A 17,847-nucleotide genomic window follows, 5' to 3' on the forward strand; every position below is an offset into this window, starting at 1 on the left:
CGCCTCAAACGCCGGCGGGGCTGAGGGTGGGGCCGGTCAGGTGGGGAGGATGGTGTGGGCGGCGGCGCGGCCGGTGGCTACGCAGGCCGCCACGCCGACGCCCTCGTACGCCGCCCCGCACAGCGCCAGCCCCGGCAACTTCCCGGCGGCCTCGCGGATCCGCGCCACCCGCTCCCGGTGCCCCACCCCGTACTGCGGCAGCCCCCGGTCCCACCGGGTCACCCGGGTGGCGACGGGCTCGCCCATCGGCCCCACCGCGTGGTGGAGTTCGGCGATCGCGGTCCGCACCAGGTGCCGGTCGGGCCGGTCCAGCAGCTCCTCGTCACCGATCCGCCCGATGGAGGCGCGCAACACGAAGGTGTCCGGCGCCGAAGCTCCCAGCCAGGACCACTTGTTGGAGAGGAAGGAGGCGGCCTTCAGGGTGTGCCCGTCCACCGGCGGCACCAGGAACCCGTTGCCCTGGGGCAGGAAGTGCGCCTGCGCCCGGGAGAAGGCCATCGTGATCACGGCCGTCGAGGCGTGCGCGATGCCCGACAGCTCGGCCTCGGCCAGCGGCGAGTGCGGCCGCAGGAGCTCGGCCGCCGCGAAGGCCGGCAGCGCGAGGATCACCGCGTCCGCCTCCATGGTCAGCGGCCCGTCGTCCGTCATGGCGAGCACCCGCCACCGCCCCGCCGGCGTCCGCTGCAGCGAGCGGGCCGTCGTACCGGTGAGGATCCGCGCACCGCACGCGTCGGCCACCGCCTGCGGGAAGCGCCCGGTGCCGCCGGTCACGCCCTGGACGGCGACGGCCGCCGAGCGCGGCGCACCCGCCGCCCGCATCCGGCGCAGCGCCGGCAGCAGCGGCCCGCCCTGTTCCGCGAGGGCCGCGATCCGCGGCATCGCGGCGCGCAGCGAGAGCCGGTCGGCGCGCCCGGCGTAGATCCCGCCGAGCAGGGGCTCGATCAGCCGGTCCACGGCCTCCTGGCCGAACCGGGAGGCGAGGTAGGCGCTCACCGAACAGTCCCCAGTGAGCGCGGGCGCCTCCAGGGTCTCCTCGGCCGCGACCCGGGCGACACCGGCGGGGGAGAGCAGTCCGGTGCCGGTCAGGGCGGCCGGATCGGTGGGCACGCCCATGACGTGCCCGGCGGGCAGCGGCCGCAGGCCGCCGTTGGTCCAGATGGTGGTGGGGGCCTGCGCGGGATCGCACAGCGCGTCCGCGAGTCCGACCGCCGCCGCGAGCTCGACGGCCTCGGGCCGCAGGGCCATCAGGGACTCCGCGCCCTCGTCGACGGCGATGCCCGCGATGGTGCCGGTCCGCAGCTTGCCGCCGACCTTCGCGTGGCTCTCCAGGACGGTGACGTCCGCCCGTCCGCGCAGCTGCCAGGCGGCCGCCAGGCCGCTGATGCCGCCACCGACGACGATCACTGATCGCATTGTCTTCTCCTGTGGCCGATATGTTCCCATATGAAACATATGGGAATCCGGTGCGTCAGTGCCTCATGCTTTCGGTCAGGACCCGCAACTCGTCCTGATGGGGGAAGCTCCCCGGCCGGTAGGCGCAGTAGGGGTCGGCCTCCAGCACGTCTCCGGTGAACCCGTAGGCCCGCGACCGCGAACCCCCGCACACCGTCTTGAACTCGCACGCCCCGCACTTGCCGCGCAACAGCTCCGGATCCCGCAGCGTGGTGAAGAGTGCCGAGCCCCGGTAGATGTCGGCCAGCGCGTGGTTCTTCACGTTGCCCGCCGAGACCGGCAGGAACCCGCTGGGGTGCACCTCGCCGGTGTGCGAGATGAAGACGAAGCCGCGCCCCGAGGAGACGTCCATCGGCGGCCTGCGCACCGTGCGCCGCGCGCCGTCGAAGACGCCCAGCTCGTGCGCCCGGGCCGTGAGCCGCTCGTACAGCGGCCCGAGCCGCGGGCGTTCGCCCTTCGCGTCGAGGATCGTGCGCTGGAGCGCGACCCGGCGGAAGTGGTGGCCCTCGGTGGTCTTGGTGGCCATCACCGCGCCGCAGTCGTAGAGGAAGTGCAGTACGTCCTCGATCTCCTCCGGGGTCAGGGACGCCAACTGCTCGCCGCGGCCCGTCGGTACCAGCACGAAGCCGGACCACAACATCGCGACCTCGCGCCGGACCACCGCCGCGATGTCGGCGAGGTCCTCCAGGCTCTCGCGGGTCACCGTGGTGTTGATCTGCACCTTGAGCCCGAGTTCCCGGGCCGTGCGCCACCCGTCCAGGGTCCAGTCGAAGACCCCGTCGACCCCGCGGAAGCTGTCGTGGCGCTCGGCCGTCGACCCGTCCAGCGACAGGGACAGCGCGATCGCCCCGGCCTCGCGGACGGCGACCAGGTTCTCCCGGGTGAGGGTCGGCGTGCCGGAGGGCGAGACCGCGACCCGCAGGCCGAGCCCGGTGCCGTACGCGACCAGCTCGGTGAGGTCGGGGCGCTGGAAGGGATCGCCGCCGGTGATCACGAACAGCGGACCGGGCTTGCCGAAGGCGGCGACCTGGTCCATGACCCGGCGGGCGTCCGCTCCGTCCAGCTCCAGCGGGTCGCGGGCGGTCTGCGCCTCGGCCCGGCAGTGCAGGCAGGCCAGCGGGCAGGCCCGGGTGGCCTCCCAGATGACGATGAAGGGCCGTTCGGATACCGCGTGCACGGGCTTGCGCACGACGGTGCGCGGGGCGCCGGTCACGAGACGCGCTCCCAGCCCCGCTTGCTCGGGCGGTTGGCCAGCTGCTTCGGATCCCGCTTGCGGTAGACGACGTACGGGCGGAAGAGGTACTTCAGCGGCACCGAGAACATGTGCACCAGCCGCGAGTACGGGATCAGCGCGAAGAGCGTGAAGCCGAAGAGGATGTGCAGCTGGAAGGCGAGCGGGGCGCCCGCCATCAGGTGGTAGTCCGGCTGGAAGGTGAACAGGCTGCGGAACCAGAGCGAGATGCCGGTCCGGTAGTTGTAGTCGTTCGTCATGCCGGTCGAGTTGAGGATCGTGGCCGTCAGGCCGAGGACCATCGCGCCGAGCAGGAACGCGTACATCAGGTGGTCGCTGCGCAGCGTCGCCTTGCGGACGGCGGGGACCTTGAAGCGCCGGTAGACCAGCACCCCGATGCCCGCGGCGGCCGCGACGCCCGCCACCGTGCCGGTGGAGATCGCGAGCAGGTGGTAGGCGTGGTCGCTCAGGCCCACCGCGTCGGTCCAGCTCTTCGGGATCAGCAGGCCCACGACGTGACCCATGATCACGAACAGCATGCCGAAGTGGAAGAGCGGCGACCCGATCCGCAGCAGCCGCGACTCGTGCAGCTGCGAGGAGTGGGTGGTCCAGCCGAACTTGTCGTACCGGGCCCGCCAGAAGGTGCCCGCGATGAGCAGGGCGACCGAGACGTACGGCAGTACGCCCCACAGGAGGAGGTCCATCAGGCCACCGCGTCCTTCATCTCGATCGGCCGCTTCGGGGCCTGGGGCCAGGGCAGGTCGGTGGGCCGGCCCAGGGGGAGGTCGACGGGCAGGTCCGAGGGCATGTCCAGGCCCGGGCCGAAGGGTTCGAGGGCCGAGCCCGCGCCCACCAGCTCCTGCGGCGGCCCGTTCTTCGCGAGCGCCTTGGCCTCGGCCCGGGTCTCGGGCGAGGGGCCGGGCAGCGTCGCGCAGACCGCCTCCAGCACCCGCGCGTACGGCGAGTCGGACTCGGTCAGCGCGAGGCGCAGCAGCTCCAGCCCGGCCCGGTGCTCCTGGAGCAGCCGGGTGCCGGCCTCCTCGGTGCGGGCGGCGAACTCCAGCGCCACGGGCAGGAAGTCGGGCAGTTCCTCGCCCGTGTACTCCAGCCCGAAGTCCCGGTAGATCCGCTTCAGCCGGACCAGCGACAGCCCGCGGCGGCGCGTGTCCCCGTCCACCCACCAGGTGAGGTAGAGGCAGCGGCGGTTGCGCGTGTCGAAGGTCGAGGTGTACCGGGCGCACAGCTCGATCGGGGTCAGCGCCTCCGTCTCGTCGAGGAAGGAGCCGAGCCTGGCGGCTTGTTCGGCGGGCGCCCCGGCCAGGGCCGCACGGAGCCGGGGGAGTTCGTCATGGAAGTAGTCTCCCGGATACTGCAGCACACAGCTCGCGACCAGTCGTACGACGGCGTCCGGAGTCACGGGGTCCTCCTCGTGGGGCTGATGTTGAGCAGGACCCGCGCGGGCGCGGATCCCGGGGTCTCGCCCACGGGGCAGGTGGAATCCAGCGGGTGGCTCTCGGCGAGCGCGTCCGCGTCGGCGCGGGCGGCGGTCGGGATGACGAACCGGTCCTCCTGCTTGGCGATGGCCAGCAGCCGGAACATGTCCTCCATCTCCAGGCCGGTCAGGCCCACGGCCGCCGCGATCGACTCGTCGCGGTCCTCGCCGAGGTTGATCCGCCGCATGTACGAGCGCATGGCGGCCATCCGGCGCAGCACCGCCCGCACCGGGTAGGCGTCACCGGCGGTCATCAGTTCGGCGAGGTATTCCACGGGGATGCGCATCTCGTCGATGGCGCCGAAGAGGTTGCCCGCGTCCTCGCCGTCGCTGCCGGTGGCGGCGACCGCCTCGACCACGGGGGAGAGCGGGGGGACGTACCAGACCATCGGCATCGTCCGGTACTCCGGATGCAGCGGCAGGGCCACCTGGTAGGTGGCGATCAGGTCGTAGACCGGGGAGCGGCGGGCCGCGTCCAGCCACTCCTCGGTGATGCCCGAGGCCCGGGCGGCGGCCGCCACGGCCGGGTCGTGCGGGTCGAGGAAGCACTCCAGCTGCGAGGGGTAGAGGTCGTGCTCGTCGGCGACGGCCGCGGCCTCGGCGACCTTGTCGGCGTCGTAGAGCATCACGCCGAGGTAGCGCATCCGCCCGACGCAGGTCTCCGAGCAGACCGTCGGCATGCCGACCTCGATGCGCGGGAAGCACAGCGTGCACTTCTCGGCCTTGCCGGTCTGGTGGTTGAAGTAGACCTTCTTGTACGGGCAGCCGGTGACGCACATCCGCCAGCCGCGGCACTGGTCCTGGTCCACCAGGACGATGCCGTCCTCCTCGCGCTTGTACATCGCGCCCGAGGGACAGGAGGAGACGCACGCCGGGTTCAGGCAGTGCTCGCAGACCCGCGGGAGGTAGAACATGAAGCTCTGCTCGAACTCGAAGCGGATCTTCTCGCCGACCTCGTCGCGGATCTTCTCGATGATCGGGTCGAGCGGGGCGTGGGTGGGCGCACCGCCCAGGTTGTCGTCCCAGTTGGGACCCCACTCGATCTTGTCGATCGGCTCGCCGGTGACCTGCGAGACCGGGCGGGCGGTGGGCATGTCGTCGCCCGCCGGGGCCTCGGTGAGGTTCTTGTACTCGTACGTCCAGGGCTGGTAGTAGTCGGAGATCTCCGGCAGGTCCGGGTTGGCGAAGATCTTGCCGAGCTTGGCGAGCCGGCCGCCCGCCCGCAGGCGCAGCTTGCCGGAGCGGGTGCGCTCCCAGCCGCCCTTCCACTTCTCCTGGTCCTCCCAGCGGCGCGGGTAGCCCTGGCCGGGGAGGGTCTCGACGTTGTTGAACCAGACGTACTCGGTGCCCTGCCGGTTGGTCCACGCCTGCTTGCAGGTGACCGAGCAGGTGTGGCAGCCGATGCACTTGTCGAGGTTCATGACCATGGCCACTTGTGCCATCACGCGCATCTGATCAGTACTCCACGTTCTGGTCGCGGCGGCGGATGACCGTCACCTCGTCGCGCTGGTTGCCGGTCGGGCCCAGGTAGTTGAAGGCCCAGGTCAGTTGGGCGTAGCCGCCGACGAGGTGGGTGGGCTTGAGCATCACCCGGGTCAGCGAGTTGTGGATGCCGCCGCGGCGGCCCGTCTTCTCGGTCTTGGGGACGCCGACCGTGCGCTCCTGGGCGTGGTTCATGTAGACCGTGCCCGGCGGCATCTTGTGGGAGACGATCGCGCGGGCGGTGACCACGCCGTTGCGGTTGACCGCCTCGATCCAGTCGTTGTCCGCGACCCCGATCGCCGCGGCGTCCTGCGGGGACATCCACACCGTCTGCCCGCCGCGTCCCAGGGTCATCATGTAGAGGTTGTCCTGGTACTGGCTGTGGATCGCCCACTTGTTGTGCGGGGTCAGGTAGCGCACGGCGACGGTCTTGCCCTCGTCGACGACCCCGAGCTCGGGCTCCCCGTACAACTGGTGCATGTTCAGCGGCGGCTTGTAGACGGGCATCGACTCGCCCACCTCGTGCAGCCAGTCGTGGTCGATGAAGAAGTGCTGGCGGCCGGTGAGGGTGTGCCAGGGCTTGAGGTGCTCGGTGTTGACCGTGAAGGCGGTGTAGCGGCGACCGCCGGCCTCGCTGCCCGACCACTCGGGCGAGGTGATCACCGGGACCGGGCGGGCCTGGGTGTCGGCGAAGGTGATCCGCTTGCCCTCGGCCTCGGCGGCCAGGTGGGCCATGTGCGTCCCGACCTTCTTCTCCAGCGTCTCGAAGCCCTGCGTGGCCAGGCGGCCGTTGCTGGTGCCCGACAGCGAGAGGATCGCCTCGCAGGCCTGCTGCGCGGTCTCCAGCCGCGGGCGGCCGTCGGCGACGCCGCCGCGGACCGTCCCGTTCTTCGCGCGGAGGTAGTCGATCTCCTCGGCGACGTCGAAGGTGATGGCCTTCGTCGTCACGCCGAGCGTGTCGACCAGCGGGCCGAGCGCGGCGAACTTCTCGCCGACCGCGCCGTAGTCGCGCTCGACGACCTGGAGGTTGTACATGGTCCGGCCGGGTACGGGCTCGCACTCGCCCTTCGACCAGTCCAGCGCGACCCCGCCCGGCTGGGCCATCTCGCCGCCCGGGGTGTCGTGCTGGAGGGCGGTGGCCACCAGGTCCTTGCGCACGCCCAGGTGGGTCCTGGCCAGCGCGCCGAATCGCTCGGCCAGGGTCTTGAAGGCGTCGTAGTCGGACCGCGCCTGCCACGGCGGGTCGACCGCCGGGGTGAAGGCGTGCAGGAAGGGGTGCATGTCGGTGGAGGACAGGTCGTGCTTCTCGTACCAGGTCGCCGCCGGGAGGACCACGTCCGACAGGAGCGTCGTGGAGGTCATCCGGAAGTCCATCGTCATGAGCAGGTCGAGCTTGCCCTCGACGTCCTCGTCCCGGTAGGTGACGTCCTTCGGCGTGCAGCGCGGCCCGTCCTCGGGCAGGTTGGAGTGCGTGCCCAGCAGGTGCTTGAGGAAGTACTCGTTGCCCTTGGAGCTGGAGCCCAGCAGGTTGGCGCGCCACACGTTCAGCACGCGCGGCCAGTTGCCGGGAGCGTCCGGGTCCTCGCCCGCGAAGCCCAGCTCGCCGCTCTTGAGCTGCTCCACCGCGCTGGCCACCGGGTCCGCGGCCTCGCCCAGCTCCAGCGGGTTGCGGTCGAAGGTCGGGTAGGAGGGCATCCAGCCCATCCGGGCGCTCGCGGCCAGGCAGTCGGAGCCGGTCATGCCGGCGAAGGCGCCCTGGCCCAGCGGCGAGGCCAGCGCCTCGGCGGGCAGGGTGTCGTAGCGCCACTGGTCGGTGTGCAGGTAGAACCAGGCGGCGCCGATCATCTGGCGCGGCGGGCGCGACCAGTCGGAGGCGGCCGCCAGGGTGGCCCAGCCGGTGACCGGGCGGCACTTCTCCTGGCCGACGTAGTGGCCCCAACCGCCGCCGTTGCGGCCCTGGCAGCCGGTGAGGGTGAGCAGGGCGAGGAAGGCGCGGTAGATGGTCTCGGAGTGGAACCAGTGGTTCGTGCCCGCGCCCATCAGGATCATGCAGCGGCCCTGCGACTGCTCGGCGGTCTCGGCGAACTCGCGGGCCACCCGGGCCGCCTGGGCGGCGGGCACCGAGGTCAGGGACTCCTGCCAGCCGGGGGTGCCGGGCTGGCTCGCGTCCTCGTACGAGGCGGGCCACTCGCCGGGCAGCCCCTCGCGGGCCACCCCGTACTGCGCGAGCATCAGGTCGAAGACCGTGGTGACCAGCCGGTCCCCGAGCCGGCGCACCGGCACGCCGCGGCGGATGACCCCGCCGCGCTCGTCGTCCTCGAAGCGCGGCAGCGTGACCGCGACGCTCTCCACCGTGTCCGGGCCGTCGTCGAGGAGGGTCAGCCGGGGCACGGTGTCCCCGAGGTCCAGGTTCCACTCGGGCTTCTCGTTCTTGCCCCAGCGGTGACCGAGGGTGCCGTTCGGAACCACCGGCTCACCGGTGACGTCGTCGATCAGCACCGTCTTCCACTGCGCGTTCTCGGTGTCGTGCCCGAGATCGGCGGCGGTCACGAACTTGCCGGGCACCAGGCCCTGTTCCGTTTCCCGCAGGGACACCAGGAAGGGGAGGTCGGTGTACTGGCGGACGTAATCCGTGAAGAACGGCGTCTGCTTGTCGACGAAGAATTCCTTCAGGATGACGTGGCCCATCGCGAGGGCCAGGGCGCCGTCCGTACCGGGGTGCGGGTGCATCCATTCGTCGGCGAACTTGGTGTTGTCCGCGTAGTCGGGGGAGACCGTGACGACCTTCTGGCCGCGGTAGCGGGCCTCGGTCATCCAGTGGGCGTCCGGCGTGCGGGTGACCGGGACGTTGGAGCCCCACATCATCAGGTAGGCCGCGTCCCACCAGTCACCGGACTCCGGCACGTCCGTCTGGTCGCCGAAGACCTGCGGCGAGGCCACCGGGAGGTCGGCGTACCAGTCGTAGAAGCTCAGCATCGGCGCGCCGATGAGGGAGTGGAAGCGGGCGCCCGCCGCGTGCGAGGCCATCGACATCGCCGGGATCGGGGAGAAGCCCGCGACCCGGTCCGGGCCGTGCTCCTTGATGGTGTGCACGTGGGCGGCGGCGACCAGCTCGGTCGCCTCCTCCCAGGTCGCGCGCACCAGACCGCCCTTGCCGCGGGCCTTCTGGTACCGGCGCCGGCGCTCGGGGTCGGACTGGATGTCGGCCCAGGCCTCGACGGGATCGCCGAGGCGGCCCTTGGCCTCGCGGTACATCTCCAGCAGCGTGCCGCGGACGTACGGGTAGCGGACCCGGGTCGGCGAGTAGGAGTACCAGGAGAAGGAGGCCCCGCGGGGGCAGCCGCGCGGCTCGTACTCGGGGCGGTCCGGGCCCACCGACGGGTAGTCGGTGGCCTGGGTCTCCCAGGTGATGATCCCGTCCTTGACGTAGACCTTCCAGCGGCACGAACCGGTGCAGTTCACGCCGTGCGTCGAGTACACGACCTTGTCGTGGCTCCAACGGTCGCGGTAGAACGCCTCCGCGGCCCGGCCTCCGGTCCGGTGGACCGTACGCAGGTCGTCCGAGACCTCGGCCCGGCTGAAGAAGCTGCCCGCCTTGATCAACTGCTCGGCGGCACCCTGATGCTCCTGCAACGCGACCTCCAGGCCCTCGCAAATTCGAATCCCCGAACGACCGTACGCCCGTGGAATAGCCGCATCCGGTGACAAAGGTCCCGGAGGGGGGTGACCATCTGCCGGAGTTTCGCGGGCCGATCGGATGCATTCTGGAAAGGCGTCAATTCCGCGACGGCTCAGGTTAATTACGCGCATTCATGCCAATTAGGTGGTGGGTCGACCCGTGCGACTGGAAACGGAACCCCGGAGCGGGTCGCGTCCGCGTCCGCGCCCCGCCGCGCCCCGGCGCTCGTGGGCGCGGCGCTGGCTGCCGGACCAGCACGGGGCGTGGGCGATGCTCGCCGTGCCGTTCCTGGTCGGCGTCCTGCTCGCGCCGCGGCCCCGCGCGGCGCACGCGGCGCTCTTCGGTGCCTGGCTGCTCGGCTACGTCGCCGTCTTCCACGGCCAGCAGTGGCTGCGGCTGCGGCGGCACTCGCGCAATCCGCGCGCCGCCGGTCGGCACGTGCGGCCGGGGCTCGTCTTCGGCGCGGGCTGCGCGCTGCTCGGGCTGCCGCTCGCCGCCCTGCACCCGTGGCTGCTGTGGGCGGGGGCCGCGGCCGCGCCCTTCGTCGCCGTCAACACGTACGCGGCGCGGCAGAACCGCGAACGGGCCCTGTGGAACGGCCTGGCGGCGGTGGTCCCGGCCTGCGGGATGCTGCTGGTGTCCCTGCGCCTGGGCGGCGGGGACCTCGCCGACGGCGGGCGGGCGGCGCTGGCCTGCCTGCTGTACTTCGGCGGCACCGTCCCGTACGTGAAGACGATGATCCGGGAGCGCAACTCGCCCGCCTGGCGCCGTGGCTCGGTGGCCTACCACGCGGTGGCGCTGGTGGCGGCCGCCTGGCTGAGCCCCTGGCTGGCCCTCCCCTTCGCGCTCTACCTGGCCCGCGCCGCCGCCCTCCCGGGCCGGGCCCTGAAGCCGCCGGTGGTCGGCGCCGCGGAACTGGCCGCCTCGGCCCTCCTCCTGACCACCCTCACCTTGACCTTCTAACCCGCCCCCGGCCCGCCGCGCCTCCGGCGGCGCCTCAAACGCCGGCGGGGCTGGATCGGCCACCCCAGTCGGCGACGGGGGCCCGCGCCACATGAAGCCCGCCCGCCCGGGTGCGGCCCGCCGTGCCTCCGGCGGCGCCTCAAACGCCGGCGGGGCTGGATCGGCCATCCCAGTCGGCGATGGAGGCCCGCGCCACATGAAGCCCGCCCGCCCGGGTGCGGCCCGCCGTGCCTCCGGCGGCGCCTCAAACGCCGGCGGGGCTGAATTGGCCACCCCAGTCGGGCGGCGGAGGCCCGCGCCACGTGAAGCCCGCCCGGCGGCGGAGGCCCGGGCCGTATCAAGCCCGCCCGGCGTTTGAGGGCCCCGCCGGAGGCGCGGGGGGCCGACACATCCAGCCCGCCCGGCGTTTGAGGGCCCCCGCCGGAGGCGTCGGGGGGAGGCGGGGGCCACGGGCCCGCGGAACGGAGCCCGCGCCCGATCCCCGCCCGCCGCCGGAACTAGATGGCTTCCTTGCGGGTCAGATAGTTGAACGAGATCCACCCCGGCAGCACCGGCAACCAGAAGGTGCACAGCCGGAACAACAGCACCGCGGAGATCGCGATCTCCTTCTCCAGCCCGGCCGCGATCAGCCCGAGCGTCAGCGTCGTCTCCACCGCGCCCACACCGCCCGGCGTCGGCGCCGCCGACCCCAGCGCGTTGCCCGCGAGGAAGACCACCGCGATGCTCGCCAGGCTCAGCGCCTCGCCCCCGCCGAAGGCACGGACCGAGGCGTCCAGGCACATCACGAAGCAGGCGGTCAGCAGCAGCATCCCGCCGATGCCCGTGATCAGCTTCTGCGGCCGCTGGAGGATGTCCAGCATGCGCGGCACCACCCCGGCGAACAACGCCCGTACCCGGGTCGCCACGAACTTCCGCAGGAACGGGATCGCCGTCACCACCAGCACCAGCACGGCCACCGTCAGCAGCCCCGCGATGACCGCCCGGGACGGGGTCATCTGCGTGGTGTTCTCGGTCCCGGTCAGATAGCCGAAGGACAGCAGCAGCAGGATGTGGCTCGCCAGACCGAACAGCTGCGAGGCGCCGACGCTCGCCACCGCCAGCCCCGGCCGCACCCCCGAGCGCTGGAGGAAGCGCGTGTTGAGCGCGACCCCGCCCACCGCCGCCGGAGCGACCAGCTTGACGAAGGACCCGGCCAGCTGCGCGCACACGGTCCGCAGGAAGGGCACCCGCTCCGGCACGAAGCCCAACAGGCTCATGGCCGCCGCGAAGTAGGTCAGCGCGGAGAAGGCCAGCACCACCCCGACCCAGCCCCAGCGCGCCTGCCCGAAGGTGGTCGCGAAGTCGACCTGGGTCAGCTGGGACAGCAGGAAGTACGCCGCCACCGCGCCCGCGATGAAGGACACCAGCGTGCGCGGCTTGATCCGCTCCAGCCGGGCCGGTTCCACCGGCGCCTGCGGACGGATCAGCAGGACCTGCCGACGGATCTGGCTGAGCAGGTCCTCCTCGCGCGCCTCGTCGAGGGCCTCGTCCAGCGCCCGCTTCTCGGCCTTGCGCTCGGCCTTCGTCTCCGCCTTGGAGACGGCTTTGGAGGAGCGCCGCGCGGCGGCATCGGCCTCGCGCTCCGCCTCGCGCTGGGCCTTGGCCAGCCGCGAGGTCTCCAGTACGGCCTCCCGCTCGCGGGTCGAGCGCTCGCGCGCCAGCCTGCGCAGGGTGGCCCGGGTGGAGCGGCTCAGCGCGATCGGCTGGAGCAGCGGCAGGCAGTCCGCGACCGCGTCCGGCCCCAGCACCTGCAGCGCCGAGGCCACCGAACGCTCGGCCCCGACCCGCAGGCCGATGGTGGTCAGCAGCTGGGCGATGTCCATCCGCAGCACCAGGTCGCCGGCCGCGATCTCGCCGCCGCGCAGGTCGGTGAGGATGACGTTGCCAAAACGATCCACCACGAGGGCGTCCGCGGTGAGCCGCCGGTGCGCGATCCGTCGCGACTGCAGGGCCCGCACCTGCTCCCAGGCGTTGCGGCTCAGCTCGTCGGTGATCTCCTCGTCGGCGAGCGAGTCCATGGTCCGGCCGCCCAGGTGCTCGTAGACGAGCATCACGGCGTCCGGCCCCAGCTCGGAGGTGGCGATCAGCCGGGGCGCGTTCGCCCCTGCGGCGATCGCCGCGTACGCGAGCAGCGCCTCCTGCTCCAGCGCCTGGCGCAACGACTGGAGGCTGCGCCGAGTGGTGATCCCGCGCAGGGTGAGCCGTCGCCAGACCCGGTAGAAGAACCCCTGGGCCTGCTGCTCGCGGTCCACGACCGTGACGTCCAGCGGCGGCCCGTCCGCCAGCGTGACGTGGTAGCGGCGGCCCCGGTCGTTCTGCTCCGAGACCTCCTTGCCCTCCGGGCTCTCCGGCACCTCGGCGCGCGTCGCGCTGACCGGTTGGAAGCCGACCCGGCGCAGGCCCGCGAGGAGGTTCTGGCCGGTGGGCCGGACGTTGGGGGAGCCGACGGCGTACAGCGTGCCGTAGGCGACGGTCCAGCCGATGAGGACGGTGAGGATGATCGAGAAGGGGGTGGTGTAGCCGCCGACGAGCATCGCGAAGGCGTCGAGGAGGAGCACGGCCCACAGGGCCACGCGCCAGCGGGGTCTGCGCGTCATCCCGACGGCGGTCATGTAGGCGATCACGGGCGCGAGGTAGCCGTGGACGGGATCGGTGAGGTCTTCGCCGATGCCGGTGGGGCGGGTCAGGGCCTCGCGGATGGTGCCCGGCGCGGTGCGCGAGACCCACAGGTCGATGGCGAGGGTCACGCCGTGCGCGAGCACGGCGGCGAGCACGCCGTCGGCGATGCGCAGACCGTCGCGCTTGATCAACCGCTCGATGGCGAAGGCGACCGGCACGAGCAGGATCGCGATGCTCGACACCAGCCCGGCGACCTTGATGAGCAGGTCGGGCGCCTGACCGGTGCCCTTGTTGATGTCCGCTTCCAGGCCGACGGTCGTGCCGTGGGCGAAGGCGGCGATGCCGAGGACGATGGCGATGCCGAGGATGCCGACGAGCAGCCGGACCAGGTCGGAGGGCCGGTGCACGCGGGCGGCGAGCAGGGGCTCGTCCACGTCGACCCGGTCGGCGGCGGTGGCGGCGGGAGCGGTGGCGGCGGTCGTGCTCGTCTCCGGGGCCGCGGCGTCCGGCCGGACGGCGTCCGGGCGCGCGGGAGCGGCGGCGCCGTCCGCCCGCGCCGCGGCGTCCGCCCGCGCACGCCGTGCTCCCGCCCCGGGACCGGGACCGGCTCCATCTCCGGGGAAGTCCGGGGAGCCGGGGGTTCCCGAAGGGCCTGGAGGGCCGTCCGGACTGCTCTCGGGAGGGCTCACACCCTGCTCCTTCGCCGTCACATCCGTCTCTTCTTGATCACGTATCACCAGTCACCGCCCGGAAGATGGTGGCACGGCGGAGCGGGGGCGCGAGGCAGCAGGGTGCGCGTCCCACCGGAGGGGACCGTTTCGGTGGTCCGGGCGCGGGGTGCGGCAGCATGTGCCGCATGAGCGATGAACCCGAGCTGCCGGAGTACGCGGAACGAGTCCTCGCCGTCGCCGAGGAGATCCCGCCCGGCCGGGTGATGACCTACGGGGACGTCGCGGAATGGCTCGGCGAAGGAGGCCCGCGCCAGGTCGGGCGCGTCATGGCGCTCTACGGCGGCCCGGTCCCGTGGTGGCGCGTGGTCCGCTCGGACGGGGTCCTGCTGCCCGGCAGCGAACCGCGCGCGCTGGCGCACTACCGGGACGAGGGCACACCGCTGCGCGCGGCCTCCCGGGCCGCCGCGGGGCACGTGCCGCGCCTCGACATGAAACGCGCGCGCTGGGACGGACACCGGGCGGCGGACGGTTGACGTCCGCTTCGCTCCGGGCCCTGGCGCGGGCGTGTGCAGGGTCACACCTGCCAGCTTCGGCCATCGGACGTGCGGGTGGGCTCCCACAGGCCCGTACGGGGGACGCGGGGCCCCCGGGGAGACTGCGCGGGGTCGCCCGCTTGCCGTAGCGTTGAGCCTTCGCCCGCGCCGCGCAGGCCGCCCCGCGCACCCACGAACCCAGACCCACCAGGACCGGCACCCCACGTGATCAGCTCTCCTTCGGACCGTCGTACGCGGGCCCCGCACGCGTACCGGCTGGTCCGCGGCGGACCGGCGCAGGTGGATCCCCCTGTCCTGGACGCAGCGCAGCAGGCCGTGGTTGACCACGCCGCCGGGCCGCTGCTGGTCCTCGCCGGACCGGGCACCGGGAAGACGACCACCTTGGTCGAGGCGGTCGCGGCCCGGGTCGAGGCCGGGGCCGATCCCGCCCGCATCCTCGTCCTCACCTTCAGCCGCAAGGCGGCGGTGGAACTGCGCGACCGGACCGCGCTGCGGCTCGGCGGGGCCCGCGCCCCGCAGGCCACCACCTTCCACTCCTTCTGCTACGGCCTGGTCCGCGCCCACCAGGACAGCGAGCTCTTCACGGAACCGCTGCGGCTGCTGTCCGGCCCCGAGCAGGACGTGACCGTACGGGCCCTGCTCGAGGGCCAGCGCGCGCTGAAGTCGATCCGCTGGCCCGACGACCTGCGGGCCGCGCTCACCACGCGCGGATTCGCCGACGAGGTGCGGGCGGTCCTCGCCCGCAGCCGCGAGCTGGGACTGGGGCCGGCCGCGCTGGCGGCCTTCGCCTCCCGGACCGGACGCCCCGACTGGCAGGCCGCCGCCGCCTTCCTCGCCGAGTACCTCGACGTCCTGGACATGCAGGGCACGCTCGACTACGCCGAACTCCTGCACCGTGCGGTGCTGCTCGCGGAGCGCACCCCGCAGCTGTCCGCGGCCTACGACGCGATCTACGTCGACGAGTACCAGGACACCGACGCGTCCCAGGTCCGGCTGCTGCGCGCGCTGAACGGTCCCGCCGGCACCCTGGTCGCCTTCGGCGACCCGGACCAGTCGATCTACGCGTTCCGCGGCGGTGACGTCAACGGCATCCTGGACTTCGCCTCGGTCTTCCCCGGCGCCGGGATCCGCTCCCTGACCGTGTCCCGCCGCTCCGGTGCGGGACTCCTCGCGGCCACCCGGCTGCTCACCACCCGGATGCCGATGACCCGGCTCCCGGCCGCCGCGGTCCGCGCGCACCGCGAGCTGCGGGCCGTGCGGGAGGGCGGGCGGGTGGAGGTCCACACCTACCCGACCTCCGCCACCGAGCTGGAGAACATCGCCGACATCCTGCGCCGGGCCCACCTGGAGGACGGGGTGCCCTGGCAGGACATGGCCGTCCTGGTCCGCTCCGGCGGCCGCACCCTGCCCGCGATGCGCCGCGCCCTCGTCGCCGCGGGCGTCCCGGCCGAAACCGACGGCGGCGACGCCCCCCTACGCCACGAACCAGCCGTAACCCCCCTCCTCACCGCCCTCCGCACGGCCGCAACCCCCGCCCACCCAGCCGATCCAGCCGCGCCGACGACTGCGACCCCGGCCCACTCAGCCTCGCTGGCAGCTGCGACCCCGCCCGTTCCAGCCTCGCCGGCGTTTGAGGCGCCGCCGGAGGCAGGAACGGACCCGCAGGGCCCCTCGTACGCGGAGCCGGACGCCGCCGCGGCGGGGCGGAGTGACGTCGGGTGGATCGGCGTGGAGGCCGCCCTCACCCTGCTCGCCTCCCCCCTCGGCGGCATGGACGCCACCGACCTCCGCCGCCTGGGAAGGGCCCTGCGCGACGAGGAACGGGCCGCCGGCACACCCGTCCCCGCCCCCTCCGACGTCCTCCTGGCCCGCGCCCTCGCCGAACCAGAACGCCTCACCGCGCACGACCCCGCCTACGCCCGCGGAGCGCAGCGCCTCGGCACGCTCCTGCGCAAGGCCCGCGAGCTGCTCCAGGGCGGCGGCACCGCCGAAGAGGCCCTGTGGGTCCTGTGGGACGGCACCCCCTGGCCGCAGCGCCTGGAGCGGGGCGCCCGCCGCGGCGGCGCCGCCGGCCGCAACGCCGACCGCGACCTCGACGCGGTCTGCGCCCTCTTCGACACCGCCGCCCGCGCGGAGGACCGTACCGGCGGCCGCGGCGCCCTCAACTTCCTCGAACAGCTGGAGGCGGAGGACATCGCGGCCGACACCCTCAGCCACCGCGCCACCCGCCCCGAGGCGGTCCGCCTCATGACCGTGCACCGCTCCAAGGGCCTGGAGTGGGGCCTCGTCGTCGTCGCCGGAGTGCAGGAGGGCCTCTGGCCGGACCTGCGCCGCCGCGGCTCGCTCCTGGAGGCCGACCGGATCGGCCGCGACGGCCTCGCCGAACCGATGCCGCCGGGCGCCCTCCTCGCCGAGGAGCGCCGCCTCTTCTACGTCGCCGCCACCCGCGCCCGCGAGCGCCTCGTGGTGACCGCCGTCAAGGCCCCCGCGGAGGACGGCGACCAGCCCTCCCGCTTCCTCACCGAACTCGGCGTCGTCCCCAAGGACGTCACCGGCCGCCCGCGCCGCCCCCTCGCCGTCCCGGCCCTGGTCGCCGAGCTGCGCGCCACCACCGTCGACCCGGACGCCTCCGAGGCGCTGCGCGACGCCGCCGCCCGGCGCCTGGCCCGGCTCGCCGCGCTCACCGACGACGAGGACCGCCCGCTCGTACCGGCCGCGCACCCGCAGCGCTGGTGGGGCCTGTACGAGCCCACCCGGGCCGCGGTCCCGCTGCGCGACCGGGACCGGCCCGTGGCGCTGTCCGGCAGCGCCCTGGACCAGCTGGCGAACACCTGCTCCCTCCAGTGGTTCCTGGGCCGCGAGGTCAAGGCGGACGCCCCGTCGTCGGCGGCCCAGGGCTTCGGCAACGTCGTCCACGTCCTGGCGGACGAGGTCGCCTCCGGTCGCACCCCCGCCGACCTCGCCGTCCTGATGGAGCGCCTGGACTCGGTGTGGGACGCCCTCGCCTTCGACGCGCCGTGGAAGTCCCGCCAGGAGAAGGAGAACGCCCGGGCCGCCCTGGAGCGCTTCATCCGCTGGCACAACTCCGACCGCGGCGGGCGCACCTCCGTGGCCACCGAGCACGGCTTCGACGTGACCCTGGGCGCGGGCGAGTACGAGGTCCGCATCCGCGGCTCCATGGACCGCGTGGAGACGGACGCGGCGGGCCGGGCGTACGTCGTCGACTTCAAGACCGGCAAGGCCGCCCCCACCCGCGACCAGGTGGAACGCCATCCGCAGCTCGCCGTCTACCAGCTCGCCGTGCGCGAGGGCGCGGTCGACGAGGTCTTCGACGGCCGCCGCCCCGAACCGGGCGGCGCCGAACTGGTCCAGCTGCGCCAGGGCGCGGCGAAGAAGGACGGCGGCGACGAGGTCCCCAAGGTGCAGGCCCAGCAGCCGCTCGGCGGCGGCCCGGCGGGGGACTGGGTCGGCGACCTGCTGGCCACCGCGGCGGGCCGGGTCCTGGACGAGCGCTTCGCGCCCGCCACCGGCGACCACTGCTCCCGCTGCTCCTTCCGGGCGGCCTGCAGCGCCCGCCCCGAGGGCCGCCAGACCGTCGAATAGCGCGTAGCGCGTAGCGCGCAGCGCACGGGCGGAGGCGACCGGTCGGGCCTGTCGGTGGGGCC

Annotated in this window: 10 protein-coding genes; 3 read left to right on the plus strand and 7 right to left on the minus strand. The window is 73.4% G+C overall.

Annotation, left to right across the window (positions count from 1 at the left end; translation table 11 throughout):
• Positions 1 to 36: 36 nt before the first annotated feature.
• Genes hemG through ACFWAR_RS32415 form a run of 6 tightly spaced genes read right to left on the minus strand, consistent with a single transcriptional unit; the run spans position 37 to position 9,290 of the window.
• On the minus strand, positions 37 to 1,413 hold the full coding sequence (gene hemG / locus ACFWAR_RS32390) for a protoporphyrinogen oxidase (protein WP_385784985.1): 1,377 nt from the start codon (positions 1,411 to 1,413) through the stop codon (positions 37 to 39).
• 55 nt (positions 1,414 to 1,468) lie between these two features.
• Entirely contained in the window at positions 1,469 to 2,665 is a 1,197-nt protein-coding gene (locus ACFWAR_RS32395; RefSeq protein WP_385784988.1) for a TIGR04053 family radical SAM/SPASM domain-containing protein, read from the minus strand.
• Positions 2,662 to 3,387 carry a respiratory nitrate reductase subunit gamma gene (gene narI, locus ACFWAR_RS32400; protein ID WP_385784991.1) on the minus strand — a complete coding sequence of 242 codons (726 nt, stop codon included), beginning with the start codon at positions 3,385 to 3,387 and terminating at the stop codon, positions 2,662 to 2,664. Before narI ends, ACFWAR_RS32395 begins: the two co-directional genes overlap by 4 nt.
• A complete protein-coding gene (gene narJ, locus ACFWAR_RS32405; protein WP_385784994.1) occupies positions 3,387 to 4,100 on the minus strand; it encodes a nitrate reductase molybdenum cofactor assembly chaperone in 714 nt (237 codons plus the stop codon). Before narJ ends, narI begins: the two co-directional genes overlap by 1 nt.
• The gene (gene narH, locus ACFWAR_RS32410) at positions 4,097 to 5,626 is read right to left on the minus strand and encodes a nitrate reductase subunit beta (protein WP_385784997.1); all 1,530 of its coding nucleotides are present in this window, start codon (positions 5,624 to 5,626) and stop codon (positions 4,097 to 4,099) included. The genes narJ and narH overlap by 4 nt, the downstream gene beginning before the upstream one ends.
• A gap of 4 nt (positions 5,627 to 5,630) precedes the next feature.
• The gene (locus ACFWAR_RS32415; protein ID WP_385785000.1) at positions 5,631 to 9,290 is read right to left on the minus strand and encodes a nitrate reductase subunit alpha; all 3,660 of its coding nucleotides are present in this window, start codon (positions 9,288 to 9,290) and stop codon (positions 5,631 to 5,633) included.
• 205 nt (positions 9,291 to 9,495) lie between these two features.
• Between ACFWAR_RS32415 and ACFWAR_RS32420 the strand changes: the two genes are divergently transcribed.
• Positions 9,496 to 10,299: a YwiC-like family protein gene (locus tag ACFWAR_RS32420; protein ID WP_385785002.1), complete on the plus strand. Its 804-nt coding sequence runs from the start codon at positions 9,496 to 9,498 to the stop codon at positions 10,297 to 10,299.
• A gap of 497 nt (positions 10,300 to 10,796) precedes the next feature.
• On the opposite strand, the gene ACFWAR_RS32425 is transcribed toward ACFWAR_RS32420, so the two are convergent.
• The gene (locus tag ACFWAR_RS32425) at positions 10,797 to 13,694 is read right to left on the minus strand and encodes a YbhN family protein (protein WP_385785005.1); all 2,898 of its coding nucleotides are present in this window, start codon (positions 13,692 to 13,694) and stop codon (positions 10,797 to 10,799) included.
• A 119-nt stretch (positions 13,695 to 13,813) separates the two neighbouring features.
• Here ACFWAR_RS32425 and ACFWAR_RS32430 point away from each other — a divergent pair, with 119 nt between their 5' ends.
• Together ACFWAR_RS32430 and ACFWAR_RS32435 are read left to right on the plus strand one after the other, a co-directional pair.
• Complete coding sequence (locus tag ACFWAR_RS32430) at positions 13,814 to 14,161, plus strand: MGMT family protein (RefSeq protein ID WP_385785007.1); 348 nt, start codon at positions 13,814 to 13,816, stop codon at positions 14,159 to 14,161.
• A 225-nt stretch (positions 14,162 to 14,386) separates the two neighbouring features.
• Positions 14,387 to 17,785, plus strand: a complete 3,399-nt coding sequence (locus ACFWAR_RS32435; RefSeq protein ID WP_385785010.1) for an ATP-dependent helicase — start codon at positions 14,387 to 14,389, stop codon at positions 17,783 to 17,785.
• Positions 17,786 to 17,847 lie beyond the last annotated feature (62 nt).

The organism is Streptomyces sp. NPDC059917 (genome assembly GCF_042730635.1).
In the GTDB taxonomy this organism is placed as follows: Bacteria; Actinomycetota; Actinomycetes; order Streptomycetales; family Streptomycetaceae; genus Streptomyces.

What these genes read in the sequence shown, in the direction of transcription:
- hemG (WP_385784985.1), bottom strand. Translation starts at nt 1,413, where the DNA reads ATGCGATCAGTGATCGTCGTCGGTGGCGGCATCAGCGGCCTGGCGGCC.
- narI (WP_385784991.1), bottom strand. Translation starts at nt 3,387, where the DNA reads ATGGACCTCCTCCTGTGGGGCGTACTGCCGTACGTCTCGGTCGCCCTG.
- narH (WP_385784997.1), bottom strand. Translation starts at nt 5,626, where the DNA reads ATGCGCGTGATGGCACAAGTGGCCATGGTCATGAACCTCGACAAGTGC.
- ACFWAR_RS32430 (WP_385785007.1), top strand. Translation starts at nt 13,814, where the DNA reads ATGAGCGATGAACCCGAGCTGCCGGAGTACGCGGAACGAGTCCTCGCC.